This window comes from Streptomyces sp. NBC_00400 (assembly GCF_036048035.1).
Lineage (GTDB): Bacteria > Actinomycetota > Actinomycetes > Streptomycetales > Streptomycetaceae > Streptomyces.
Map to the genome: position 1 here is coordinate 1,188,676 of NZ_CP107940.1, position 24,328 is coordinate 1,213,003.

Here is a 24,328-nt window from a genome sequence, read left to right on the forward strand (position 1 = left end):
GGCGCGATGACCCAGGAGGCCCCTGTGGACGAGTTCGACTACGTCGTGGTCGGCGGCGGCACGGCCGGCGCGGTCGTGGCGGCCCGGCTCAGCGAGGACCCGACGGCCACCGTCTGCCTGCTGGAGGCCGGCCCCTCCGACGTCGGCGACGAGAACGTGCTGCGCCTGGACCGCTGGATGGGACTGCTGGAGTCCGGCTACGACTGGGACTACCCGGTCGAGCCGCAGGAGAACGGCAACAGCTTCATGCGGCACGCCCGCGCCAAGGTGCTCGGCGGCTGCTCCTCGCACAACTCCTGTATCGCCTTCTGGGCCCCGGCCGAGGACCTTGACGAATGGGCCGCGATGGGCTGTACGGGCTGGAGCGCGGCCGACTGCTTCCCGCTCTACCAGCGGCTGGAGAACAACGACGCCCCCGGTGACCACCACGGCCGCAGCGGCCCGGTCACCCTGCGCACCGTCCCGCCCCACGACCCGTGCGGGGTGGCGCTCCTGGAGGCCTGCGTCGCGGCCGGCATCCCGACCACACCGTTCAACACCGGTCAGACCGTCGTCCGGGGCGCGAACTGGTTCCAGATCAACTGCCGCCCGGACGGCACCCGTTCCTCCGCTTCGGTGTCCTACCTCCACCCCCTCATGGGCACCCGCCGGAACCTGGAGGTGCGCACCGGGCTCCAGGCCAAGCGCCTGAATTTCGACTCCGCCCGGCACTGCACCGGCGTCGACTACCTCGCCCCCGACCTGATCCACACCCGCACCGTCAACGCCCGCCGCGAGACCGTCGTCTGCTGCGGCGCCATCGATTCCCCGAAACTCCTCATGCTCTCCGGTATCGGCCCGGCCACCCATCTGCGGGCCACCGGCGTCGAGCCGATCGTCGACTCCCCCGGCGTCGGATCCTCCCTGCAGGACCACCCGGAGGGCGTGATCATGTGGGACGCCAAGCAGCCCATGGTCAACTCGTCCACCCAGTGGTGGGAGATCGGCATCTTCACGAACACCGAGCCCGGCCTCGACCGCCCGGACCTGATGTTCCACTACGGCCAGGTGCCCTTCGACATGAACACCTACCGCCACGGCTACCCCACCTCGGAGAACGCCTTCTGCCTCACCCCGAACGTCACCCGTGCCCGCTCGCTGGGCACCGTCCGGCTGCGCACCCGCGACTTCCGCGACAAGCCCAAGGTCGACCCGCGGTACTTCACCCACGACCACGACATCCGCGTCATGACCCACGGCCTGCGCCTCGCCCGCGAGATCGTCTCCCAGACGCCCATGGTCCACTGGGCCGGTACCGAACTCGCCCCCGGCCCGTCGACCCACACCGACGCCGACCTGTTCGACTACCTCCGCGCCACACACAACACGGTCTACCACCCCGCGTGCACCGTCCAGATGGGTGCCCCCGATGATCAGGCGACGCCCCTCGACCCCCACTTGCGCGTCAAGGGCGTGACCGGACTTCGGGTGGCCGACGCTTCGGTGATGCCGTTCCTGCCGGCCGTGAACCCCTGTATCACCACGATGATGATCGGGGAGAAGTGTGCGGATCTGATGCGCAGCGACTGAATCAACGCGCGGCGGCAAGCGGCTCCACGCACACCAACGACCTACGAGGTGGGCTCCCTTCGCCGGCATGGTCCGGATCAGGTGCTAGGGGTCGCCGTCCGGTCTTACGACCTTCCGGCCTCTCAGCCCGGCCCTTCTTCTTGTCCTCGGCGGCAACCAGAGCTGCCTTCCCCGAGGCCAGTCCGGTCGGACTCCCTCGCTCGCCCCGCAGGCCTAGATTCAGGATACTCCCAAACAAAGGGGACGGAACAGATTATTCACACTTTTTTCGGCCGGGCCGGATCACCGCAGAATCACCGCGCCGAAGCCGCGCACGGAGGGCGAGGCGGGCCCCGGATCCCCCATGGTCCACCGCGGCGCCCGGTTTCCCGGCTGTGTCACGATCGTCGCGTCACGCAGGCCGGAGAGGGGACGCGCATGGCTGGTCGGGCCGCAGAGCACAGCAACCATACGGAGGTCGGCACGGCCCCGGAGCCGTCGGAGCGGGACGCCGGCCCGGGGGCGGACACCGGCCCTGGGGCGGACACCGGCTCGGGGGCGACCGTGGCCGAGCGGGTGCGGCGGGTCGAGGGCGGCCTGTCTCCCGCCGAGCGGAAGATCGCCCGGACACTGACGGCCAACTACCCGGCGGCCGGGCTGGAGTCCGCCTCGGGGCTCGCCTCCCAGGCCGGTGTCAGTGCGCCCACCGTGGTGCGGTTCGTCGCCCGGCTCGGCTTCGACGGCTACCGGCACTTCCAGCAGTCGCTGCGCGAGGAGGTACAGGCGCGGCACGCGTCGCCGCTGACCCTGGCGCCGGTGATCGGCGCGGACTCCCCCACCTCCGAACTGGTCGAGACCGCGCAGCAGGTGAGCAGCGCGACGCTGAGCCAGACCTTCACCGCACTCCCCGAGCAGGAGTTCGACCAGGCGGTCGGTTTGATCTGTGACCCCGCCAAGCGGATCGCCTGCTTCGGCGGGCGCTTTTCGCAGCTCCTGGCCGAATACCTCGACCTGCATCTGCGGCTGCTGCGCCCGGGGACCCTCCTGCACACCGCGGCGCCGGGGCGCGATGCGGGGTTCCGCCTCGACCTGAGCCGACGGGATGTGTGCGTGGTCTTCGACTTCCGCCGCTACCAGGACGACACCGTACGACTCGCCCGGCACGCGCACGAACGCGGGGCCAAGGTCGTGCTGTTCACCGACCCGTGGCTTTCACCGGTGGCCGAGTTCGCCGATGCGGTACTCCCGGCGCGCGTCGAGGCGCCGAGTCCGTTCGACAGCATCGCCGCCCCCCTGGCACTCGTCGACGCCCTGGTTGCCGCGGTGCATGCGCGCCTGGGAGCGGCGGCCGACGAGCGGATGCGGGCCGCGGAGGAGGAGTGGAGCGGAGAGGCCGGAGCCTGATCCTGAGCCCGAGCCTGACCCTCCTGAAAAATTCATTTCAACGCACCTCTTGACGCTCCACTTGTAACGAATATTTCATGAGGGTGTCTCGGGCCGCGCCCCTGCGGCCCCCCTCCTGCTCGGGAGTGTGTTGTGCCCGATCACCCTCATCCCTCACGCAAACTGCGGCTCTGGGAAGCCCTGGCCCTCTCCGTCGGTCTCATGGGGCCGACACTGGCGATGGGCCTCAACGGGGCCGGCGTCGCGGCCACCGTGGGCAAGGCCGTCCCCCTGGTCTTCCTGCTCGGCCTGCTCGGTGTCGGCCTCGTGGGCTACGGCTTCTGGCGGCTGACCCAGCACTTCCACCACGCCGGCTCCGTCTACGCCCTGGCCGGAGCCACCATCGGGCCCCGCGCCGGCTTCTTCGGCGGGTTCGCCCTGCTCGGCACCTACCTCGCCTTCCTGGTGTGCACGCTCGCCGCGACCGGGGTCTTCGCCCATGCCTTCCTGCATGCGCTGGGCATGACCTCCACCGGCCCGTGGGCGGCGGTCGCGGTGGTTGCCGCCCTGGGCGTCACCCTGCTCAACTCACGTGACACCCGCCTCACCGCCCGCACCCTGCTGATCACCGAAGGCATCGGCATCGCGGCCATGCTGGTCCTCGCCCTTGTCGTCATCGGGCGTACCGGCACCGGTTCGGCGCCTCGCCACCAGTCCTTCGACCTGTCGGTCTTCACCCCCGGCGGAGCCTCCTTCGGCGCCGTCATGACGGCGACCGTCTTCGCCTTCCTGTCCTGGGCGGGCTTCGAGGCGTGTGCGTCACTGGGCGAGGAGACCGACGACCCCCGGCGCAACATCCCGCGCGCCCTGGCGGGAAGCGTGCTGCTCACCGGCGTTCTGTACCTCCTGATGATGTTCGTCCAGACCATAGGGTTCGGCACCGACGGCAAGGGGGTGAAGGAGTTCGCCGGGGCGGAATCGGCACTTGTCACGCTCTCCGGCCACTACCTCGGCACCTGGTTCTCGCTCGTCATCGCCTTCACCGCGGTCGCCTCCGCCTTCGCCGCCGCACTGTCCTCGTCCGCCGCCGCGGCCCGTATGGTCTCGGCACTGGCCCGGGACGGCTTCGGTCCGGCCGGGCTCGCCCGCACCGAGCCGGTCACCGGCGCCCCCACCAGGGCTCTGTGGCTGTGCGGGGCCCTGGCCGTCGCGTTCACGGCCGTCATGTACGGCCTGGGCACCACCGCCTTCGACACCTACTACTGGTACGCGACCATCGGCGTGCTGTGCGTCCTGGTCGTCTACGCGGTGGCCGGTGCCGGCGTGATCGTCTTCACCCTCTCGCGCCGCGGCGCCATCCCCCGCCGCGAACTGGTCATCCCGCTCGCCGGTCTGGGCTACCTCTGCTTCGTCTTCTACCGGCAGTCCACCGGCCAGGGCGCGCCCTACACCTACTTCCCCTGGATCGCCGCCGCCTGGTGTGCGACAGGACTCGCCGTGGTCCTGTTCGCCCCCTCCCTCGCCGGGCGCATCGGCGCCCGTCTCACCAGTGAACTGAACGGGGGCCAGGGCCCCCACCAGGAGCAGCGCCCGGAGCCTCCGGCCGCCGACAGCATGAAGGTGATCTCATGACTCCCCGCGCCGACGACTACGCGACCGTCTTCGTCGCCACCTGCGATCTGGCCGGTCAGGTACGGGGACGTGCCGTACCGCCTTCGGAACACGATGCGGTCCTGCGCAGCGGCACCGGCTGGGTTCCCGCGAACCTCGCGATCTCCTCGTTCGGCCCGATCGCCCCCGACCACGTCTTCGGCTCCCGGGGCGACCTGCGGCTGATCCCCGACGCCGGCACCGCGGTCGGCATCCCGGCGGACGGCACCGCTCCGGGGATGCTGCTCTACCTCGCCGACCAGACGCTGCCGGACGGACAGCCCTGGGCCTGCTGCCCGCGCACCTTCCTGCGGGACGCCCTCGCGGAGCTGCGCGAACGCACCGGCCTGGAGGTCATTGCCGCCTTCGAGCACGAGTTCGTGCTGGAAGGCCTGCCCGCGAGCGCTCCGTTCTCGCTCCGGCGCTTCCGGGAGGCCGAACCCTTCGGATCCGATCTGGTACGGCTGCTGGAGCACGCCGGCCTCGAACCGGAGACATGGATTCCGGAGTACGGGGACGGGCAGTTCGAGGTCACCCTGCGCCCGGCCGCTGCCGCGGTCGCGGCCGACCGGGCCGTCCTCCTCAGGGAACTCGTCCGCGACCTGGCCCGCCGCCGTGGCCTGCCCGTCACCTTCGCCCCGCTCCTGGACGCCGACGGTGTGGGCAACGGCGTCCACGTCCATCTGAGTCTGCGCGACGCCGACGGCCGCCCCGCGCTGTACGACCCGGAGCGCCCCGGCCGGCTCTCCGCCCTCGGCGCCCGTTTCAGCGCCGGCGTCCTGGCCCATGCCCCGGCGCTCACGGCCCTGACCGCGCCGAGCCCGGTGTCCTTCCTGCGCCTGACCCCGGACCGCTGGAGCACCGCCGGGGCGTTCCTGGCCGAGCGCAACCGCGAGGCGCTGCTGCGCATCTGCCCCACCACCGAGCTCGCCGGATCCGGCCCCGCCGCCCAGTTCAACCTCGAATACCGGGCCGCCGACGCCACGGCCAACCCCTGGCTCGCCCTGGCCGTCCTCGTCCGGGCCGGCCTGGCCGGTCTCACCGGGGACTACGACGAGCCCACCGTGTGGCCCGAGGACACCGACCGGTCCCAGCTCGCGTCGGCGCCGCCCCTGCCCGCCACCCTCGACGAGGCCCTGGAGGCCCTGGAGAAGGACCACGTCGTCCGGTCCTGGTTCGCCCCACACCTGCTGGCGACGCACCTCTCGGTCAAGCGCTCCGAACTCGCCCAGCTGGGCGGTCTGGACGACGCCGCACGCATGCGGAAGGTCCGCAATGTCTACTGAACGACTCCTCGCGGAGATCACCCGGCTCCCCCTGGTGGACCACCACGTCCACGGCGCCCTCCGCCACGACGCCGACCGCGGTGCCCTGGAGCAGATGCTCACCGAGTCCGACCGCCCGATCCCGTCGTGGATGACCCAGTTCGACTCGCAGATCGGCTTCGCGGTCCGCCGCTGGTGCGCCCCGGTCCTCGGCCTCGAACCGCACGCCGGCCCCGAGGCGTACCTGACCAGGCGCTCCGCACTCGGCACCGACGAGGTCAACCGCAGACTGCTGGAGGCCTCGGGCATCGGCCACTACTTGCTGGAGACCGGCTACAAGGGGGAGGACATCCTCGGCCCGCAGGGCATGGCGGCCGCCTCAAGGCGCCCTGTCGACGAGGTGGTGCGCCTGGAAACCGTGCTGGAGGACGTGGTGCGCGCCGGGGTCACCGCCGCCGGACTCCCCGACCGGTTCCGGGCGGCCCTGGCCGCGCGCACGGTCACCGCGGTCGGCCTCAAGAGCATCATCGCCTACCGCCACGGCTTCGACTTCGACCCCACCCGCCCCGACGACCACGAGGTGACCGCCGCCGCGGGCGCCTGGCTCGCCGGGTACGAAGCCACCGGCACCCTCCGCGTGAGCCACCCGGTACTGCTGCGCTTCGCCCTGTGGTGCGGTGTCGACCGCGGTCTGCCGATCCAGCTGCACGCCGGCTACGGCGACCCGGACGTCGAACTCCACCGCTGCGACCCGCTGTTGCTCACCCGGTTCATCAAGAACGTGGAACCGTACGGCACCGACCTGCTGCTGTTGCACTGCTACCCCTTCCAGCGCAACGCGGGCTACCTCGCCCAGGTGTTCCCGCACGTGTACTTCGACGTCGGCCTCGGCATCAACTACACCGGCGTACGCTCCGACGCCGTCATTGCCGAATCACTGGAACTCGCCCCCTTCGCCAAGATCCTTTTCTCCTCCGACGCCTGGGGGCCGCCGGAACTGCATCACCTCGGTGCCCTGCTGTGGCGTCGCGGCATGGCCAGGACCCTCGCCGCGTGGACCGAGAGCGGGGAGTGGGACGTCGAGGAAGCCCTCAAGGTGGTGCGCATGATCGGCCACGACAACGCCCGCCGCATCTACCGTCTGGAGGCCCGGACATGACCGGCCACCTGGCTGCACTGGCCGCCGCGCTCGACGCAGAACTGCCGGCCGCCGCGGCACTGCGCCACCGCATCCACGCCCGCCCCTGCCTGTCCGGCGCCGAAGCCCCCACCCGCGACCTGGTGCTCGACGCACTGCCCGAAGGCTCCGCCACCAAGGTGGCCGGCACCGGTGCCGTGCTCCGGATCGGCGGACCGGGCCCCGCCGTCGCCGTCCGCGCCGAACTCGACGCCCTCGCGGTACAGGAGACGAGCGGCGCGGCATGGGCGTCCGCACACCCCGGCCTCATGCACGCCTGCGGCCACGACGTCCATCTGGCCGCGCTCACCGCCCTGGCCCGGGCCGTCGACCGCGCCGGCGGCCCGGCCCCCCTGCTGGCCGTCCTGCAACCGAGGGAGGAGACCTACCCTTCCGGCGCCCGGGACATCGTCGAGGACGGCATCCTCGGCCGGGAACAGTGCCGGGCGGTGATCGGCGCGCATGTGCAGCCTCTGCTGCCGGCCGGCACCGTCGCCTGCACCCCCGGCGGCGTCAACGCCTCGGCCGACGAGTTCACGATCACCGTGCGGGGCCGCAGCGGCCACGCCGCCTACCCGCACCTCACCCGCGACCCCGTCGTCGCCCTGGCCCATGTCGTCGTCGCCCTGCAGAGCCTGGTCAGCCGCGGTACCGACCCCATGTCGCACGTAGTGCTCACGGTCGGCACCCTCGCGGCCGGTACCGCCGCCAACATCATCCCCGGCACCGCCGAAGCCCGCGGCACCCTGCGCGCGCTGGGCAACGACGACCGCGAGATGCTGCACACCCGGCTGACGGAGGTCGCCGGACTGGTGGCACGGACCCATGGCTGCACGGCGCAGACGGACATCGTCCGCGGCGAGCCCGTGCTCGACAACGACCCGGCGCTGACCGCCGCCACGAGACCGCTGCTCGGCGCGCTCGGCCTGAGCGCCGGTGACGATCTGCGCTCCGCCGGCTCCGACGACTTCTCCTTCTTCTGCGCGCATCTGCCGTCCCTGATGCTGTTCGTCGGCACCCACGGCGGCACCGAACAACTGCACTCGCCCACGTTCCTGCCCCCCGACGAGCGGATCCGCGACGTCGCCCACGCCATGCTCGCCGGCTACCTGGCTGCCGCGGAACCGCTCGCCTGAACTCCCCGCCGCCTGCGCGCCCTTCGCGCACCTCCTCTCCTCCGCACCTCCGCACCTCCGCACCTCCGCACCTCCGCACCCAAGGACCACCTCATGACCACCACCGAAACGCACTCCATGCCCCACCCGGGCTCCACGACCCAACACCATGTGTCGCTGGCCGAGACGGCCACCGCCCGCAACTACGCCCCCCTGCCCGTGGTGCTGGCCTCCGGCCAGGGCGCCTGGGTCACCGACGTCGAAGGCCGCCGCTACCTGGACTGCCTGGCCGGATACTCCGCCCTCAACTTCGGCCACGCCCACCCCCGGCTGACGGCCGCGGCCCAGGAGCAACTGGCCCGCCTCACCCTGACCAGCCGGGCCTTCCACAACGACCGCCTCGGTCCGTTCTGCCGGGACCTCGCCGACCTGGCCGGCATGGATCTCGTGCTGCCGATGAACACCGGTGCCGAGGCCGTCGAGACCGCGATCAAGGTCGCCCGCAAATGGGGCGCCGACCGCAAGGGCGTGGCCCCGGACCGCGCCACGATCATCGTCGCCGACGGCAACTTCCACGGGCGCACCACCACGATCGTCAGCTTCTCCACCGACCCCGTCGCCCGCGACGGCTTCGGCCCCTTCACCCCCGGCTTCCGCAGCGTCCCCTACGGTGACAGCGCGGCGCTGGAAGCGGCCGTCGACGAGAACACCGTGGCCGTGCTCCTCGAACCCGTCCAGGGCGAGGCCGGCGTGATCCTCCCCCCGCCGGGCTATCTCCAGGCGGTGCGCGAGGTGTGCAGCCGCAAGAACGTGTTGTTCCTCGCGGACGAGATCCAGTCCGGACTCGGCCGTACCGGCACCACCTTCGCCTGCGACGCCGAGGACGTCACCCCCGACGTCTACATCCTCGGCAAGGCCCTCGGCGGAGGCATCGTCCCGGTGTCCGCCGTGGTCTCCCGCCATGACGTCCTCGACGTCATCCGCCCCGGCAGCCACGGCTCCACCTTCGGCGGCAACCCGCTCGCCGCCGCCGTCGGCCATGCCGTGGTGGAGCTGCTGCGCAGCGGTGAATACCAGGCCCGGGCCGCCGCATTGGGCGAGCGGCTGCGCGACCGGCTGGAGGATCTGACCGGCCGCGGCGTGGTCGCGGTCAGGTCCCGCGGCCTGTGGGCCGGCATCGACCTCGACCCCGCACTCACCACCGGCCGCCAGGCCTGCCTGCGCCTCCTGGACCACGGCGTGCTCGCCAAGGACACCCACGGCTCCACCGTCCGCCTCGCCCCGCCACTCGTCATCGAGCCCGGCCAACTGGACTGGATGTGCGATCAGTTGGGAGACGTCTTGGCACAGGCCGGCACCTGAGGTCCGGTGGACAGGGGGCGGGCGGTGTCCGCCGTCGCGGAGGGGCTGCCGGTGTCCCCGAAGGCTTGAGTGGATGCCGGCAAAGACGCGGCGCCCGGCCGTACGATCTCCTCGGCCTTGACCTCCCTCACCGCCGGGTCGGGCGTGGTCAGCCCGCGCTCGCGGGGGGGGCGTCGTGCACGAGCCGCCGGCCCACCGGCAAGACCCACGCCTCGCACACAGTCATATCCGGGCCGCCGGCGCCCCTGGGAAAGTCCGGGCGCTGGCTTATCCACGGTCTGCGCGGGATCGTTGTGCCATGAACGATGAACTCCCCGACACCGACGAGTTGCGGCACGCGGTCCGCGAGCTGGCCGAGGCTTTGGAGATGATGCTGAACCTCCTGAAGGCTGACGCGCCCCCCAGGACTCCCGAAGCGATGCGTCTCATCAGGAAGGCCATCGCCACGCTCGACGCATCAGGCGACCTGCTCAGGACTCCGGTTCTTGCCGGTGAGCTTCTCCCTCTGGCCGCTGCCATCCACACGATGACCGCCGCTGCGCGTGAGCAGATCCTTGACGACGCGGTCGCTGTCTCCCCCGTGCCGGACCACCCGCCGCTGTAGCTGACGACGGCACCCGGAGCCAGGCCACGGAGCCGCCGGTGGGACCGTCGGCGCCGATCGAGGCCATGCGGACGATGATCTCCGCGCCCTCCTCGACGGTTCGGGTGCCCTGCCGGCCATTGAGGTCGGTGGCGGTGCAGCCGGGGTCGACGGCGGTGAACCGGATGGCGGGGCAAACCGAGGCCCTTCGCCAACACCATGACCGCCATGGCAGGCAGCTACCTGACAGCTCTGGCCGCGCGGGTGGTTGCCGGGGCCTTCTCGGGTCTGCTCCGGGGAATGATCGCCGGGTACGCCCGCAAGATCACACCGCCGCACCTGGCGGGCAAGGCACTGGCCGTGGCGCTGGCCGGTACCCCGGTGGCACTCTCCGTCGGCACTCCGCTGGGAAGCCTGGCCGGGACATGGGCCGGGTGGCGCTGGACCTTCACCGGCCTGTCCGTCCTCGCCGCAGTCCTCGTGGTCTGGGTGGTCACCGCCGTCCCCAACGTGCCAGGCCGGCAGCCCGAGAGCCGCAAGACCCTGCTGCGCGTACTCGGCATCCCCGGCCTGCGACCGGTCCTCGCGGTCGTCTTCACCTGGATGCTCGCCCACAACATCCTCTACACCTACGCGGCTCCCTTCCTCGCGCACACCGGCGTCCCCGGTCGCGTCGACACGGTCCTGCTGGTCTTCGGCCTGGCATCCCTTGCCGGCATCTACGCCACCGGAATACTCGTCGGCCGCGCGCTGCGCAGCCAGGTCCTGACCAGTCTCGCGGGGTTCGCCATCGCCGCCCTGGCCCTCGGGCTCGCCGGCGACAGCCCTACCGTCTTCTACGCGACGACCGTCCTGTGGGGGCTGGCCTTCGGCGGCGCCGCGACGCAGTTGCAGACCGCCTCCGCCGATGCCGCCGACACCGATACGGCCCAGGCCATGGTCACCGTCGTATGGAACCTCGCCATCTTCGGCGGCGCCGCCCTCGGCGGAGCACTCATGACCAGCGCGGGCGCCGGAGCGTTTCCCTGGGTGCTGCTGACGCTGGCAGCCCTCGCCCTGGTCATCGTCACCGCCGCCCGCCGGCACGCATTCCCGCCCGGATCCCGCACGGTCCGTCACACCACCACATCAGCCTGCTGAACCCATCCCCCGAAGGAGACACCTGATCACCATGACCACCACAGCCCGAAGCACCCATTCGCTGACCGGATTCGGCACCGTCACCGGAGTCCCCGGACTGCCCGCCGGGTTCACCGACGCCTTCTCCAGCCGGTACGTCGATGTCGACGGGGTACGTCTCCACACCGTCACCCGGGGCCCGGCGGGCCGGCTTCGAGTACTACCGCGCGATCGACGAGACGATGGCCCAGAGCGCCCAGCGCATGCAGAACAAGATCACGATCCCGGTCCTGTCCGTGGCCGGGGACGCTCTGGGCGGCGAGAACATGGAAACCGAGGTCCGCTCCCTGGCCGAGAACGTCACCGGCGTCGTCATCCCCCACTGCGGCCACTTCGTCCCCGAAGAAGCACCCCAGGCATTCCTCGACGCCCTCCTCCCCTTCCTCGCCCCGTACCGCGCCGCCTCCTGACCCCGGGCAATCAGCCGCGGTCCGGTCCCACGGCTCAGCCACGGGGCCGTACCGCTCGGGACACCACTCCCGCCGACGCCTCCATGCCTCCCGCTCGGTGCGGCTCGGCCTCCTCACGCAGCCGCATCGCGGCGGCTGTCCTCATCCGAGCAGCTGCCCCTGCCCAACAACCCCATGGAGATCGCGACTTACGGCTGTCGTGAAGGACGCACACCACCACATACATGCAGAAGTTGACAACCTCGCACTCGATGTCCTGCTGATCGCTCGACCAGTGTTCACACGGAGTTGGTGTCCACTCGCTTCGATGAGCGGGCTGCAGCACCTCTCCCCGACTGCCCATGCCCGTGTGAGGAGCTTCCATGGCCCCCGATCCGATCTTCCCGACGTCCGAGTCCGAGCTCGGCGACAGACCCGAGACGACGACCGGCACCACCCGCCGTAGGTTCCTCCAGGGCACAGGGGTCGCCGCCGGGGCGCTGATGCTCGGCGCGACCGCCGGGGCGGGCGGCGCGTACGCCGCTCCGCATCCCAGGTACGTCGTGCCAAAGGGCTTCAAGGGCACCATGTCCGACCTGAAGCATGTCGTCATCCTGATGCAGGAGAACCGGTCCCTCGACCACTACTTCGGCACGTTCCCCGGCATACGCGGCTTCCACGACAAGCAGGCGCTGCGGTTCCAGGACGGCACCACCGTCTTCCAGCAGAAGGACGGCAGCGGCAACATCGTCACCCCGCAGGTCGACGACGGAGCCTGGGGCAACGACCACGGAGCCTGGGGCGACGCCGACCATCGCAAGTGGGACCTGTGGGTGCAGCACAACGGCGCCAGCTGCATGAACTACCACAGCGACGCCTACATGAGCTTCTACCATTCGGTCGCCGCGCAGTACACCATCGCCGACCAGAACTTCTGCTCTGAGTTCGGGCCGACCGACCCCAACCGGAAGTACCTGTGGAGCGGTACCGCCAACAGCGAGACGGGCAACACCGATGAATCCAACTACTCCCGTCCCTGGATCACGGTGGCCGAACAGCTCCAGCAGGCCGGCATCGACTGGCGGCTCTACTCCGACAACAGCGGCAACGGGCGACAGGGTTACCTCAGCACCTGGGTCGGCGACTACGGCGACAACGAACTGAAGTACTTCAAGGGGTTCGACCCGGAGGGGCTGAGCACCGACGACCCCAGGCTGCGGCCCGGCACCGGGCTGATCTGGCGCGGCAACGCCACGTACTACTCCGGCATGACCTCGCCGAACGACGACTCCGACGACAACCTCGGCGCGGTCCTCAAAAACTTCCATGACGCCTGCCGGCCGGGCGCGGAACACCCGCTGCCGGCAGTCTCCTGGATCGTGGCGCCGTACGGCTGGTCCGAACACCCGAGCGCGGACACCCTGCACGGCGAGCGCTACGTCAAGAAGGTGCTCGACATCCTGCAGAGCAACCCCGATATCTGGAACCACACCCTCTTCATCCTCAACTACGACGAGAACGACGGGAAGTTCGATCACGTGCTGCCGCCGTGGCCCGAGCCGGGCACGGCGCGCGAGTACGCCGGCGACTACCCGCTCGGCTTCGGTCCGCGGGTGCCGATGCTGCTGGTCTCACCGTGGACCCGCGGCGGGTACGTCGCCTCGGAAGTCTTCGACCACACCTCGACGATCACGTTCCTCGAGACCTGGGCGACCCACCTCGGCAAGCCGTTCCGCTGCCCCAACATCAGCGACTGGCGGCGCTCGATCGCGGGCGACCTGACCAGCGCGCTCGACTTCGCCCACCCGCAACCGGGACCGGCCACCTTCCCGGACCCGCGCGCCGAGCAGCCGGTGTCGATCGCCGCCGACCACATGAAGCCACGCCCGCTGAGCTTCCATCCGCACGCGACGATCTCGGAGGACCGCGCGTCGGGGACGGTCACCGCCAGGATGACCCTGACCGGCGGCCCGAAGGACAAGGCCTTGAGCTTCCAGGTCTTCCCCGACAAGTACCAGGCATTCTCCAGCACGCCGTTCACCGTCACCGCGCGCACACCGCGCGAGTACACCTGGGACGCCAAGGCCACCGACGGCAGGTACGCGTTCTCGATCTACTCCAACGACGGCTTCGTGCGCTCCTTCGCCGGCCAGGTCGCGCCCGCGGGAAAGAGGGAAGGTGGCCTCCCGCGCGTGGAGGTCGACCTGCTGAAGGGCGAGGGCACCAAGCACGAGGCCCAGGCGAAGCTCACGTTGCACAACGACGGCACCAAGCCGGTGGACTACACGCTCACCGCTCACGACTACCTCGGCCGTACCCAGAAGGTCACGGTGGCTCACGGTGAGACGAAGGTCGTCATGTGGCCGACCCAGGAGGGTTACTACGACGTGGTCGTCACCGTCGGCACCGACACGACATGGACGCAGCGCTACGCCGGCCGGATCACCACTGGCGGAAAGGACTGATCGGCCAGAACATCCGTGGTGACGGCGGCCGTCCTGGCCACCGTCGCCACGGTGCTCACCGTGCTGCGCAACGACCTTCGCCCTGGGCAGGAGCCGCAAGGGAGATCCGCACCTGCACCGTTCACCTCCTGGGCGTCACCGCGCCCCGGTCCTTATCAGGTGATCAGCCGCCACCACTCGTCGTCTCCGGGCTGATGACCTGTGCACGCTGCCTGTCATTCCGGCGAGTGCCACGCCTGTTCGGGGAAGTCGTCGATGATGGTCACCAGGGTCTCGGTCATGGACAGAAGGTCCTCATAGGCCTCGGCCCATACGTCCACCCGATCATGGTGCAGGTCAGCCCGGCTCGACCGGAGCGAGCACATCCAAAGCCTGGAGCGAGGGCCCGCCTTGACGCCGCATCAGTAGTGGCGCCGGCAGCAATCGTGGCCTGGTTCCCACCATCGATCGACGCCACGCCTGTGACCTCCGGTAGGTGGCCAGATCGCCGCAAGCACTTCCCGATCGCCATGCCGACGACGGCCGCCGACTGGCAGCCCTGCCCCGGCAGAGAAAGAATGGAAGCACGTACGGAAGCCCTGGCCGTCGGCGTCGGGCCATCCGGCTCATATGGGGAGCACGTCATGGTCGACCCCGCGGACAAGAGTGGTTCCAGGGATGTTGAAGGCCCGCAGGACCCTCTCGTCGAGAGAGTACGCCCCGAGCCCTCACGGCCGCCGGCTGCCGGTGTGACCCTGAACGGGCTTCTCGGGGACAGTGACCGGGCAGGCCGGAGACGCCTTTACTTCACGGGGAAACTCGACTATTTCGTCGAATTCTCTGTCGAGGATGTCCTGCACAGCTTGCAGATTCCCTCGGACAGGGCACCGTTTCTTGGGACCCCAGCTACTCAGATCACGCTGAAGAAGGGTGCCGATGTCGACTACACGCATACCATGAAGGCACGCCCGCCGGACGAATTCGATCTTGATCTTCGACGCGGTCCTCCGAGAATTGCTGGATCCGGAGATACTGGCGGGACGGCGTACTCGTGCTACGAGTGCGACACCGACCTTCGGGGGCAGTGTCATACACAGGGCTTTTACACCTGCACCTGTGCGTCCATGACATGTGACACGTGCTACGAAACCGGATGCAGTTTGCCCACGTGTGAGAGCACCTGCGGGGGGTGCCTCCCTAAAACCGATATCGGCTGCGACAAGACCCAAATAAGCTGCGTCGAAACGGCCTGCTCCCCTCTCTGCCATGACATCTGACGCCCCGTGACGTCTCGGTTGCACAGAACCCCGAAGGAGGCCAGGTGCCAGGGTCCGCCGCATGCCGCCGGGAACCTTCGTCGTCTTGGGCCAGTGCCCTCGATGCGAGCCGACGGAGCGCGACGCTGTTCGTCGCACGCGACGTGGCCGTGCGCACCGCCGACCGGGCACGCCTCAGGCAGTGCCTCCCACTCGCCCGCCGGCAGACGCGATACCCGGATTCCGTCAACTGGAACCCCTATGGACTTGCCGAAGGGAATTCTGGGGCCGCCGTGATGTGCTCCTATGCCGACCAGTGCCTCCCAGGCGAGGGGTGGGATGCGATCGCCCACGGTTTCCTCGCCGAGGGGGTGACCTCCGTGGAGTCGAGCGGGCCGATGCATCCCGGCCTCTTCTCTGGACTCAGCGGTTTCGCGTTCGCACTGGAAGCACTGAGCCGGGACGGCAACCGCTATCAGCGGCTGCTCACTGCTGTCGACGAGATGCTCGCACCACAGGCATCGGCGGCCGTGGCGGGGCTGGGGACGGGCCCGCCCGGTCTTCCGGTGAGTGCATTCGATCTCGTGTCCGGGGCGAGCGGGGTGGCGGCATGCCTGCTGGGGCACGATCCGCATGGAGTGCTTCCGGGAATCCTCGCGGCCCTGGTCCGCCTTGCGGAGCCGACGGACGGGATGCCACGTTGGGCCACCCCGCCCGAGTGTCTGACATCTGCGTCGATGCGTCGGCGCTATCCGTCGGGAAACCTCAACTGCGGACTGGCGCACGGCATACCCGGGCCGCTGGCCCTCCTGTCTCTCGCACTGCGCGCAGGCTACGAAGTCCCCGGGCAGGCCGAGGCGGTGAGCACCCTCGCCCACTGGCTGGTGTCGCATGGTGTCGACGACGCATGGGGAGTGGGATGGCCCGACGCCGTGCCGCTGACACCAGCGGGCCGGCCGGCGCCTCAGACGGAGCCGGCCGCAACCCGAGGCGCTTGGTGCTACGGCAGTCCGGGGGTGGCTCGCTCCCTGTGGCTCGCCGGCGAAGTCCTGGACGACGAGGGCCTTCGCCGCATGGCGGTCAAGGGGATGACGAGCGTCCTACGACGCCCGGTCGAACTGCGGTACATCAAGTCGCCCACGTTCTGCCATGGGGTTGCCGGGCTGCTCCACATCGTTCTTCGGTTCGCCCACGACACCGCATTGGACTGCTTCGCGGACGCTTCGACCGACCTTGTCGATCAGCTCCTGGCCGCCTATGAGCCCGATCGGCCGTTCGGCTACGCCTCTTTGGAGGCGGAGGATGTCGCGGTGGACCGGGCGGGGTTGCTCGACGGTGCGTCCGGTGTCGCCATGGCCCTCCTTGCCGCTGCCACTGGGGTGGAGCCGGGCTGGGACCGGATGTTCCTGCTGTCATGACCGGACCTCATCCCGCGCACGCGGGACAGCACGGCGACCGCCCTCCGCTTTACGAGCCGCTCGGATGGGCCCTGCTGCGGGCCCCGCTGCTCCCTGCGGACGCACGCCAGGCGCCCCTCGCAGCCGAGTCCGACGTCTCCCTGACGCCACGCGATGCGTTGCTGAGCCTCGCGATGTGGGTGGCGAGCCCCGATCTGGTAGCGGCACTCGAACGGACAGGTCCGCGGGACCGGTCGGCGCCCCGACTGATCCGCAAGCTCAGGCGGTACCTGATCAGAATGAGCACCAGGCCGACACCCTTCGGCCTGTTCGCCGGGGTCGGCCTGGTGCAGTGGGCTCCGGCCACGGACCTCGCGCTCACCCCGTCCGCATCACGCACGCACACACGGGCCGACATGGGGTGGCTGCACGACCTGACGGAACAGCTCGACAGCGATCCGGATATCAGTCATCACTTCCGGCTCATGGCCAGCCCCGCGATCCTCTTGCAGGGCGGTCGTGCCATCCTCACCGCCGGCGCGGGGGCGGGGACCTCCGTCCGAGCCACCGTGGCCGTGCGCCGCGTGCTCACGAGGGCACGGGGGCCCACCACTCGGTCCCACTTGGAAGCGGCCGTCCAGGACGTATCCGGAGCCACCCCCGACAAGGCCGGACGACTGGTAGACAACCTGCGGGCGCAGGGCTTCCTGATCTCGGAGCTTCACCCGGCGCTGACCGGTGGCGACCCGGTGACGCGCCTGCGCGCGTGCCTTGAGACGACTTCGTCTCCCCGCGCTCACGCCAAGGCCCGGGAGATGGCCCGACTGGCCCATGAGTTCCACCGATGGGACCAGCTCCCTCTCGGCCGGAGGGCGGAGCGCTTGCCTGCTCTGCTCCACCACATGAGTGATCTGCACCCAGGCCCGGCGAGCACAGCGAAGCTCCTGCAGACCGACACGGCGCTCTCACTCCGGGCCACCGCTCTCCACAGCTCGGTGGCCGCCGAAGCGGCCTCGGCCGCAGAGCTGCTCCTACGCCTGAGCGCCTTCCCTGAGGGAATGCCGCACCTGGAGGCCTACCGTCGGACCTTCGAGACCCGGTATGGGTCTCACCATCGGGTTCCTCTGCTGGAGCTCCTCGATCCCTCGACGGGCCTCGGGGCACCCTCTGCGTATGGTGCACGCGGCGAAGGAACCGCCAGTCACCGCCGGCGTGACCAGCTTCTGCTCGACATCGCTCTGGAGGCGAACCGCGAACGCCGCATGGTAGTGGAGCTCAGCGACGAGACCATCGCCCAGCTGGCCACGTCGGATCCTGTCGCAGAGAACGTTCCGCCCTCACTCGACCTGTCGTTCCTCCTCGCAGCCACATCCCCGGCAGCCATCGACAGAGGAGATTTCCAGCTCGTTGTCGGACCCAATCTCGGCGCACCGGCCGCTGGACGCAACCTCGGGCGGTTCGCCGGGCTCCTCGGTGCACCCGCCTACAACGCGCTGGCGGAACTGGCACGTAACGAGCAGGAATACGAACAGGATGCGCTGGTCGCCGAGGTGGTCTACGCACCCGACCCGCCACGGTCCGCGAATGTCTCGCTGAGGCCCGCGATCCGAGCCCAAGAGGTCCTCATCGATACCTGGCCCGGCGTGCCGGCACAGGACGTCATACCCGTTCGCGAACTTGTCGTCGGTCTCAGATCCGGCCGCTTCGTGATCAGCTGGCCCACAGGCGGAGTCGAGGTCATCGGGGTTCAGGGCCACATGCTCAACACCACGAGGGCACCCGCTACCGCCAGGTTCCTGCTCGAAGCCGCTCATGACGGCCACTGCCAGTTCACCCCGTTCTCTTGGGGGCCGGCAGCGGGCCTCGCGTTCCTGCCCCGGGTGCGCAGGGGCCGGACTGTTCTCGCACTCGCCCAGTGGCGGCTCGACCCCGTGGGCGACCTCCGCCCCGGCTCCGGCGACCGCTTCCCGGCGGCACTGTCGGTGTGGCGGAGTAGCTGGGACGTGCCCCGCCACGTTTACCTGGCCGTCAGCGACAACCGTCTCCTTCTGGACCTCGACGACGCGCAGGATGTCGAGCTGCTCCGGGAGGAACTCAAGACGGTTCCGGCCGGACAGTCCGGTCTGCTGCAGGAAGCCCTGCCTGGACCGGAGCACGCCTGGTTGCCGGGGGAGGGCGGTGGCCACATGTGCGAGGTCGTCGCACCTCTCACCCGACGGGGCGGTGAACGGGGCGGCAGCAGCCCGCCCGCCGTCGTGCATACGGTCGCGCCAGAGGCGAGGCTGCGCCCACCGGGCAGCGACTGGCTGTATCTGAAGCTCTACTGCGATCCCCGGCACGAGGACGACCTGATCGCCGGCCCCATGCGCGATTTCGGAGAGTACGCCACCCGGTCCGGCCTCTCGGACGGCTGGTTCTTCTTGCGTTACGCGGACCCCGAGCGCCACGTACGCCTCCGATTCCACGGAGACTCGTCCACGCTCATCGGACCGTTGATGGAGCACGTGTGTGCCTGGGCTGCCAGGCTGCGGGCCGACGGATTCTGTACGAGGTTTTCGTTCGACACGTACGAGCGTGAGGTCGAGCGGTACGGAGGCGAGGAAGGAATGGCGGCTGCGGAGGCCCTGTTCATGGCTGACAGCCCGAGCGTCGCCGACATGCTGCGAGCGAGCACCGAAGGCCGGCTGGACGTCGACCTTCTGGAGCTGGCCGTGCTCAGCATTGACGACCTGCTCGCCTGTCTGGGCCTGTCCCCCAAGGACAGAGCAGCCTTCTCCTACGGCAGCCCGCCGCCCCCGCGCGTCGGGGGTTCCGAGTACCGAAAGCGCCAGCGAGCCCTGCGCCCGGCCCTGGGCGGAGCCCTTCCACTCGAAGGCGAAGTGTCCCGCCTGCTCAGCGCACGGCGCCCAGCACTCGCGCCGGCCATCGACCTGATCGACTCACTCCACCGTGACCAGGCCCTTTGGTGCTCCAGCGACGAACTGTGCCGCAGCTACGTGCACCTGCACGCGAACCGCCTTCTCGGCACGGACACTTCGGGCGAATCGATAGCGCTGGAGCTGCTGCGACGCACACGGGCCGGATTGGTCCGAGCCCCCCTTTAGCGGGAACCATCGCCATCGCCCCATAGCGAGGGGTGTACGCGGTAGGTGATCGCAGGAAGTGTGGCGCGTGATCCGTTCCGGGGCGGCTGGGTGCCCCGGAGGTGGCCATGCTCTTCTCAGCGGGACATCCTCACCGAGGAACAGATCCACCACATGATCAAGACCCTCGGGAACATGGCCGACCGGCTCCAAGCCGCCGACCCGGAAGACAAAGCCCCGCTCTACGCCGATATCGGTCTTGAACTGGAGTACCACGCAGATCAGCGGGTTGTGACCGTACGGTCACAACCCGCTGACATGTGCGTAATTGCGTGTCCGAGGGGGGACTTGAACCCCCACGCCCGATAAAGGGCACTAGCACCTCAAGCTAGCGCGTCTGCCATTCCGCCACCCGGACTAGGTGTGATCTTCGCGGGGCGTTCCCCGCGGCGACATGGACAACAATACCAAGGTTTCGGAGTGCCTTTCACCTGCGTATCCGCCTGCCACATAACCTCGATTTATGGGCAATGAGGGACATGTCGTGCATACCAGTGGTCCCCGCAGGCCACGGGCGCTCTCGCCGCTGCGGGAGCATCTGCGGGACACGTTCTGGTTCGCGCCCACCGCGGGGCTGGTGGGCGCGGTGCTGCTGTGGTGGGGGGCGTCGGCGCTCGACCTCAAGATCATCGAGTTGCTGCAGGGCGCGCACGCGTACGGGGCGGTCCGGGAGCTGGCCTCGATCGCCGAGGACACCAAGACGATCGTGACCACGATCAGTGCGGCGATGATGACCTTCATCGGGGTGGTGTTCAGCATCTCCCTGGTCGCGGTGCAGATGGCGAGCGGTCAGCTCACACCGCGGGTGGTGCGCATCTTCATCCGGAGCCGGATCACCAAGATCACCCTCACGGTCTTCCTGGCGACTTTCCTCTTCTCGCTGCTGGTGCTCACCTCGTACGAGAGCGAGACCGATGTCCGGCAGGTCACTTCGGTGCCTGTGGTGCAGAGCCTGCTGACGATGGTGCTGGTGGGGCTCAGCCTGCTCCTGTTCATCGCCTATGTGTCGGCCACCTTGCGGTTGATGCAGGTGGGGCCGGTGGTCGACCGGATCACCCGGGAAGCGCTGCGGATGCTGGCGCGGCAGGGCACGGGTGGGGAAGGCGGGGAGGACGGGGCTCTTCTCGCGCCCGAGACGGGGCGGATCGCGCATGAGGGGCGGGCCGGGGTCGTCCGGGATGTGCATGTGGCGCGGCTGGTGCGGGTGGCGCGGCGACAGGGGGTCGTCCTGCGGCTGATCCCTCGGATCGGTGACTTCGTGATGCCGGGGACGCCGGTGCTGGCGGTGCACGGCGGAGCGCCGCCGCCGCGGCGGGCGCTGCGGTACACGGTGTCCGTAGGGGTGGAGCGCACCTTTCACCAGGATCTCGGGCTCGGGCTGCGGCAGCTGTCGGACATCGCGCTGCGGGCGCTGTCGCCGGCGGTGAACGATCCGACCACGACCGTGCAGTGCCTCGACCGGATCGTGCAGATCCTGGCGGCGGTGGTGCGGCGGCCGCTCGGGGCGGTGCACCACAGGGATCGCCGAGGGGCGGTGCGGCTGGTGCAGAACGTTCCCGGCTGGGCGGATCTGGTGGACCTGGGGCTGACCGAGGTCCGGGTGGCCGCGGTGCACAGTCCGCAGGTGACCCGTCGGATCGTGGCGGGCATCGGTGATCTCCTGCTGCTGGCGCCGGAGGAACGGCAGGCGCCGCTGCTGCGGCACCGCACGCTCCTGTTGCAGGCGGTGGAGCGTGCGGTGCCGACCGCCGCGGACCGGCGGTTCGCCCTGCACCCCGACCGGCAGGGGATCGGCTAGCTAGGTGTGTTGTCCGGTGAGGCCAGTGAGGCCAGTGAGGCCGGTGGGTCCTGCGGCCTTACGGCGTTGCGGCCGTGCGGCGGCGCGTCCTTACCGCCGTACGGCTACGGCATCAGGTGGTAGTCGGGGAAATTGCCCGGCAGCCGCTCGGAGGCCGGGCCCTCGGTCACCGCGCGGACCAGGAGTTCGCCGCCGACGAAGGCGCCGCTCCAGGAGTTGCCGAAGCCGCCGAAGAGCTCGTCGCGGTCGCCGCGGGATCGGGGCTTGCCGTGGCCGACCTTGAAGGCCCGGATCTGCGGGGCGAGACGGTCGTAGGTGTCCTTGTCGTCACAGGAGAGGCTGGCGACCAGGGCGCCGTTGCTGGCGTTCATGGCGGCGAGGAGTTCGGCCTCGGTGTCGACGAGCACGAGGGTGTCGACGGGGCCGAAGGGCTCGGCGTGGTGGAGCGGGGAGGAGGAGGGCGGGGCCAGGAGGGTGGTGGGCGGGAAGTACGCCGAGGTGTCCTGGGAGGGCAGGAAGCGGCCGTCGGCGAGGCTGCCGCGGTGCAGGGGAACGGCGCCCCGGGAGATCGCCTCGGTGGTGAGGTCGGCGAGCTCCTTGGCCTTGGCGGCGTTGATCAGCGGGCCGAAGTCGAGTTCGGGGAGCGGGTCGGCGGGGTCGGCGACGGCCAGGGGGTGGCCGAAGCGGACGCTGCGTACGGCCGGGAGGTACGCGGCGAGGAAGTCGGCGAACGCCTCGCGCTGGACGACGAAGCGGGGGTAGGCGGTGCAGCGCTGCTTGGCGTAGTCGAAGGTCTTGCGCACCAGGGGGGTCAGGGACTGCCAGTCGGTGTAGTTCCAGATGCCCCAGGTGTTGAGGCCCTCCTGTTCGAGGATATGGCGTTTGCCCAGGTCGGCGACGGCGGTGGCGACGCGGGCACCGGTGTCCCGGCCGCCGACGAAGGAGACACAGCCGATTTCCGGCGAGCGGACGAGGGCGGGCGAGAGTTCCTTGCCGCTGCCGCTGACGAGGGTGGCCGGGACCCCCTCGCGGGCGGCCAGGGCGCAGGCGAGGGTGAGGCAGACCAGCCCGCCGTCGGTGGGGGTCTTGGCGATCACCGCATTGCCGGCCAGCGCCTGGACGAGCATCGCGTGGATCAGCACCGACATCGGGTAGTTCCAGCTGGCGATGTTGCTGACCGGGCCGGGCAGCGGCGTGCGGTCGGCGAGCATCCGGTCGATCTCACAGACGTACCAGCGGACGCCGTCGATGGCGCGGTCGACATCGGCCTGCGCGAGCTTCCAGGGCTTGCCGATCTCCCAGACGAGCAGCAGCGCGAGCAGTTCGCGGTGCTCGGTCAGCGCGTCGAGGGTGGCGGAGATCCGGGCCTTGCGCTCGGTCAACGGGACGTGGCGCCAGGCCCGGTGCTGGTCGAGGCAGGCACGTACGGCGTGCAGCGCGACGTCCGCGTCGAGGCGGGGCGGGCCGGCGATGGGGGTGTTGTCGATGGGGCTGGTGGCGGGCAGCGGGTCGCCGTCCGGATGCCAGGCGGCGGCCCAGAGGTTGAGGGCCTGGTCGTCGCGGAAGGCTTCGGGGGCCACGGCCAGGCTGCGCTGCCAGGCGTCCTGCCAGGACGTTCCGGGCTTGAGGAGAAGCGTCGGGGCGGGCGCGGGGTGCTCGTTCCGCTGCGGGTTCGAGGTGGAATCAGTGGTGGGGGCCATCGGATGTCTCCGCTCTCGGTGCACGGCCGGAGGGGCAGGGTCATGGCGCTCGGGCGGCTCCCGGAGGAACCGTGTTACTGGACGGTAGTGGGCAGGGTGGCACCGCGGGACGGTCCGGCGTCAGGTATGGCGAGTGTCACTCGGCGCGGGCGACGGGGCCAGCGGGGTGAGGCGACCGCGTGGCCCCCGCAGGCGTCACGGGCCTCCCGCGGACCGCGGGCACTCCCGGCGGCCGGCACCAACACGGCGTGGTGGGCGCACAGTTCCGGCACCGGGCCGGGGTGCCGCGAGACCGGCCGGCGTACGCGACGAGGGTGGGCGGTGCCCTCGCGGCACCGCCCACCCTCGTCGGTCGTGCGTACGGGCTCAGCCCGCTGCGGGCTCCCCCGTCCCCTCCTGCGTACGGTCGGCGATCGCCCGGTGGTGGCGGACGACCTCCCCGATGATGAAGTTGAGGAACTTCTCGGCGAATGCCGGATCGAGCTTGGCGTCCTCGGCCAATCGGCGCAGCCGCTCGATCTGCGCGGCCTCGCGGGCCGGGTCGGCGGGCGGCAGGCTGTGCCGGGCCTTGAGCTCGCCGACCTGCTGGGTGCACTTGAAGCGCTCGGCGAGCAGGTGCACCAGGGCGGCGTCGAGGTTGTCGATGCTCCCGCGCAGATAGCTCAGCCGTTCACGGGCCGCCTCGTCGGCGACGGCGGCCGCTTCGCCGGCCGCCGGTGCTGTCCCCTCGCTCATGTGCGTCTCGCCATTCGTGATCGGTCGGGTACCTGGTGCGTTGTCGTGCTGCTGATGTCTGATGTCTTGATCGGGTGCACATTACCCGGCCGGTGGGCGGCGGCCGGGCCGGTCTCGCGGATCGGACCGGAGGGGAACCGCTACGGCCGGAGTGGCCGTCAGGGCGTGGAAGATGAGGCCGCTGATCGTCGTGACGGCTGCGAG

At 70.1% G+C, this 24,328-nt stretch carries 16 protein-coding genes, 1 tRNA gene and 1 pseudogene; 14 read left to right on the forward strand and 4 right to left on the reverse strand.

Going from position 1 to position 24,328, the window contains the following annotated elements:
* The first annotated feature begins 6 nt into the window (after window positions 1-6).
* From OHS81_RS05290 to OHS81_RS05325, 8 genes are all read left to right on the forward strand, one after another.
* The gene (locus tag OHS81_RS05290; RefSeq protein ID WP_328382898.1) at window positions 7-1,569 is read left to right on the forward strand and encodes a GMC family oxidoreductase; all 1,563 of its coding nucleotides are present in this window, start codon (window positions 7-9) and stop codon (window positions 1,567-1,569) included.
* Between the two features lie 417 nt (window positions 1,570-1,986).
* Window positions 1,987-2,952, forward strand: a complete 966-nt coding sequence (locus OHS81_RS05295; RefSeq protein ID WP_328382900.1) for a MurR/RpiR family transcriptional regulator — start codon at window positions 1,987-1,989, stop codon at window positions 2,950-2,952.
* Between the two features lie 132 nt (window positions 2,953-3,084).
* Window positions 3,085-4,563, forward strand: a complete 1,479-nt coding sequence (locus OHS81_RS05300) for an APC family permease (RefSeq protein ID WP_328382902.1) — start codon at window positions 3,085-3,087, stop codon at window positions 4,561-4,563.
* Entirely contained in the window at window positions 4,560-5,867 is a 1,308-nt protein-coding gene (locus tag OHS81_RS05305; RefSeq protein ID WP_328382904.1) for a glutamine synthetase family protein, read from the forward strand. The genes OHS81_RS05300 and OHS81_RS05305 overlap by 4 nt, the downstream gene beginning before the upstream one ends.
* Complete coding sequence (locus OHS81_RS05310) at window positions 5,857-7,005, forward strand: amidohydrolase family protein (RefSeq protein WP_328382906.1); 1,149 nt, start codon at window positions 5,857-5,859, stop codon at window positions 7,003-7,005. The genes OHS81_RS05305 and OHS81_RS05310 overlap by 11 nt, the downstream gene beginning before the upstream one ends.
* Complete coding sequence (locus tag OHS81_RS05315; protein ID WP_328382908.1) at window positions 7,002-8,159, forward strand: M20 metallopeptidase family protein; 1,158 nt, start codon at window positions 7,002-7,004, stop codon at window positions 8,157-8,159. Before OHS81_RS05310 ends, OHS81_RS05315 begins: the two co-directional genes overlap by 4 nt.
* Before the next feature lie 93 nt (window positions 8,160-8,252).
* Window positions 8,253-9,500 carry an ornithine--oxo-acid transaminase gene (gene rocD, locus OHS81_RS05320; RefSeq protein ID WP_328382910.1) on the forward strand — a complete coding sequence of 416 codons (1,248 nt, stop codon included), beginning with the start codon at window positions 8,253-8,255 and terminating at the stop codon, window positions 9,498-9,500.
* Window positions 9,501-9,798: 298 nt separating this feature from the next.
* On the forward strand, window positions 9,799-10,104 hold the full coding sequence (locus tag OHS81_RS05325; protein ID WP_328382912.1) for a hypothetical protein: 306 nt from the start codon (window positions 9,799-9,801) through the stop codon (window positions 10,102-10,104).
* Window positions 10,105-10,135: 31 nt separating this feature from the next.
* Here the strand turns inward: OHS81_RS05325 and OHS81_RS05330 are convergent.
* Window positions 10,136-10,267: pseudogene (locus OHS81_RS05330) on the reverse strand (short-chain dehydrogenase); the annotation flags it as partial.
* 44 nt (window positions 10,268-10,311) lie between these two features.
* On the opposite strand from OHS81_RS05330, the gene OHS81_RS05335 reads away from it, so the two are divergent.
* From OHS81_RS05335 to OHS81_RS05355, 5 genes are all read left to right on the forward strand, one after another.
* Window positions 10,312-11,223: an MFS transporter gene (locus OHS81_RS05335; RefSeq protein WP_328382914.1), complete on the forward strand. Its 912-nt coding sequence runs from the start codon at window positions 10,312-10,314 to the stop codon at window positions 11,221-11,223.
* A gap of 140 nt (window positions 11,224-11,363) precedes the next feature.
* On the forward strand, window positions 11,364-11,672 hold the full coding sequence (locus OHS81_RS05340; RefSeq protein WP_328382916.1) for an alpha/beta fold hydrolase: 309 nt from the start codon (window positions 11,364-11,366) through the stop codon (window positions 11,670-11,672).
* A gap of 362 nt (window positions 11,673-12,034) precedes the next feature.
* Entirely contained in the window at window positions 12,035-14,116 is a 2,082-nt protein-coding gene (locus OHS81_RS05345) for an alkaline phosphatase family protein (RefSeq protein WP_328382918.1), read from the forward strand.
* Between the two features lie 1,405 nt (window positions 14,117-15,521).
* On the forward strand, window positions 15,522-16,769 hold the full coding sequence (locus OHS81_RS05350) for a lanthionine synthetase C family protein (RefSeq protein ID WP_328390922.1): 1,248 nt from the start codon (window positions 15,522-15,524) through the stop codon (window positions 16,767-16,769).
* Window positions 16,766-19,852: a lantibiotic dehydratase gene (locus OHS81_RS05355; protein WP_328382920.1), complete on the forward strand. Its 3,087-nt coding sequence runs from the start codon at window positions 16,766-16,768 to the stop codon at window positions 19,850-19,852. Before OHS81_RS05350 ends, OHS81_RS05355 begins: the two co-directional genes overlap by 4 nt.
* Before the next feature lie 312 nt (window positions 19,853-20,164).
* Here OHS81_RS05355 and OHS81_RS05360 read toward each other — a convergent pair.
* A tRNA-Leu gene (locus OHS81_RS05360) sits at window positions 20,165-20,249 on the reverse strand.
* Between the two features lie 126 nt (window positions 20,250-20,375).
* On the opposite strand from OHS81_RS05360, the gene OHS81_RS05365 reads away from it, so the two are divergent.
* On the forward strand, window positions 20,376-21,689 hold the full coding sequence (locus tag OHS81_RS05365) for a DUF2254 domain-containing protein (protein ID WP_328390924.1): 1,314 nt from the start codon (window positions 20,376-20,378) through the stop codon (window positions 21,687-21,689).
* Window positions 21,690-21,793: 104 nt separating this feature from the next.
* Here OHS81_RS05365 and OHS81_RS05370 read toward each other — a convergent pair whose 3' ends face one another.
* Complete coding sequence (locus OHS81_RS05370) at window positions 21,794-23,389, reverse strand: aldehyde dehydrogenase family protein (RefSeq protein ID WP_328382922.1); 1,596 nt, start codon at window positions 23,387-23,389, stop codon at window positions 21,794-21,796.
* Between the two features lie 366 nt (window positions 23,390-23,755).
* Window positions 23,756-24,124 (reverse strand): chorismate mutase, encoded by a 369-nt coding sequence (locus tag OHS81_RS05375; protein WP_328382924.1) that lies wholly within the window; start codon window positions 24,122-24,124, stop codon window positions 23,756-23,758.
* Window positions 24,125-24,328: the final 204 nt, after the last annotated feature.

Excerpts from the sequence above, each read along its gene's own strand:
- OHS81_RS05290 (WP_328382898.1), top strand. The coding sequence starts at position 7 with ATGACCCAGGAGGCCCCTGTGGACGAGTTCGACTACGTCGTGGTCGGC.
- OHS81_RS05295 (WP_328382900.1), top strand. The coding sequence starts at position 1,987 with ATGGCTGGTCGGGCCGCAGAGCACAGCAACCATACGGAGGTCGGCACG.
- OHS81_RS05305 (WP_328382904.1), top strand. The coding sequence starts at position 4,560 with ATGACTCCCCGCGCCGACGACTACGCGACCGTCTTCGTCGCCACCTGC.
- OHS81_RS05310 (WP_328382906.1), top strand. The coding sequence starts at position 5,857 with ATGTCTACTGAACGACTCCTCGCGGAGATCACCCGGCTCCCCCTGGTG.
- OHS81_RS05315 (WP_328382908.1), top strand. The coding sequence starts at position 7,002 with ATGACCGGCCACCTGGCTGCACTGGCCGCCGCGCTCGACGCAGAACTG.
- rocD (WP_328382910.1), top strand. The coding sequence starts at position 8,253 with ATGACCACCACCGAAACGCACTCCATGCCCCACCCGGGCTCCACGACC.
- OHS81_RS05325 (WP_328382912.1), top strand. The coding sequence starts at position 9,799 with ATGAACGATGAACTCCCCGACACCGACGAGTTGCGGCACGCGGTCCGC.
- OHS81_RS05335 (WP_328382914.1), top strand. The coding sequence starts at position 10,312 with ATGGCAGGCAGCTACCTGACAGCTCTGGCCGCGCGGGTGGTTGCCGGG.
- OHS81_RS05340 (WP_328382916.1), top strand. The coding sequence starts at position 11,364 with ATGTCGACGGGGTACGTCTCCACACCGTCACCCGGGGCCCGGCGGGCC.
- OHS81_RS05345 (WP_328382918.1), top strand. The coding sequence starts at position 12,035 with ATGGCCCCCGATCCGATCTTCCCGACGTCCGAGTCCGAGCTCGGCGAC.
- OHS81_RS05355 (WP_328382920.1), top strand. The coding sequence starts at position 16,766 with ATGACCGGACCTCATCCCGCGCACGCGGGACAGCACGGCGACCGCCCT.
- OHS81_RS05370 (WP_328382922.1), bottom strand. The coding sequence starts at position 23,389 with ATGGCCCCCACCACTGATTCCACCTCGAACCCGCAGCGGAACGAGCAC.
- OHS81_RS05375 (WP_328382924.1), bottom strand. The coding sequence starts at position 24,124 with ATGAGCGAGGGGACAGCACCGGCGGCCGGCGAAGCGGCCGCCGTCGCC.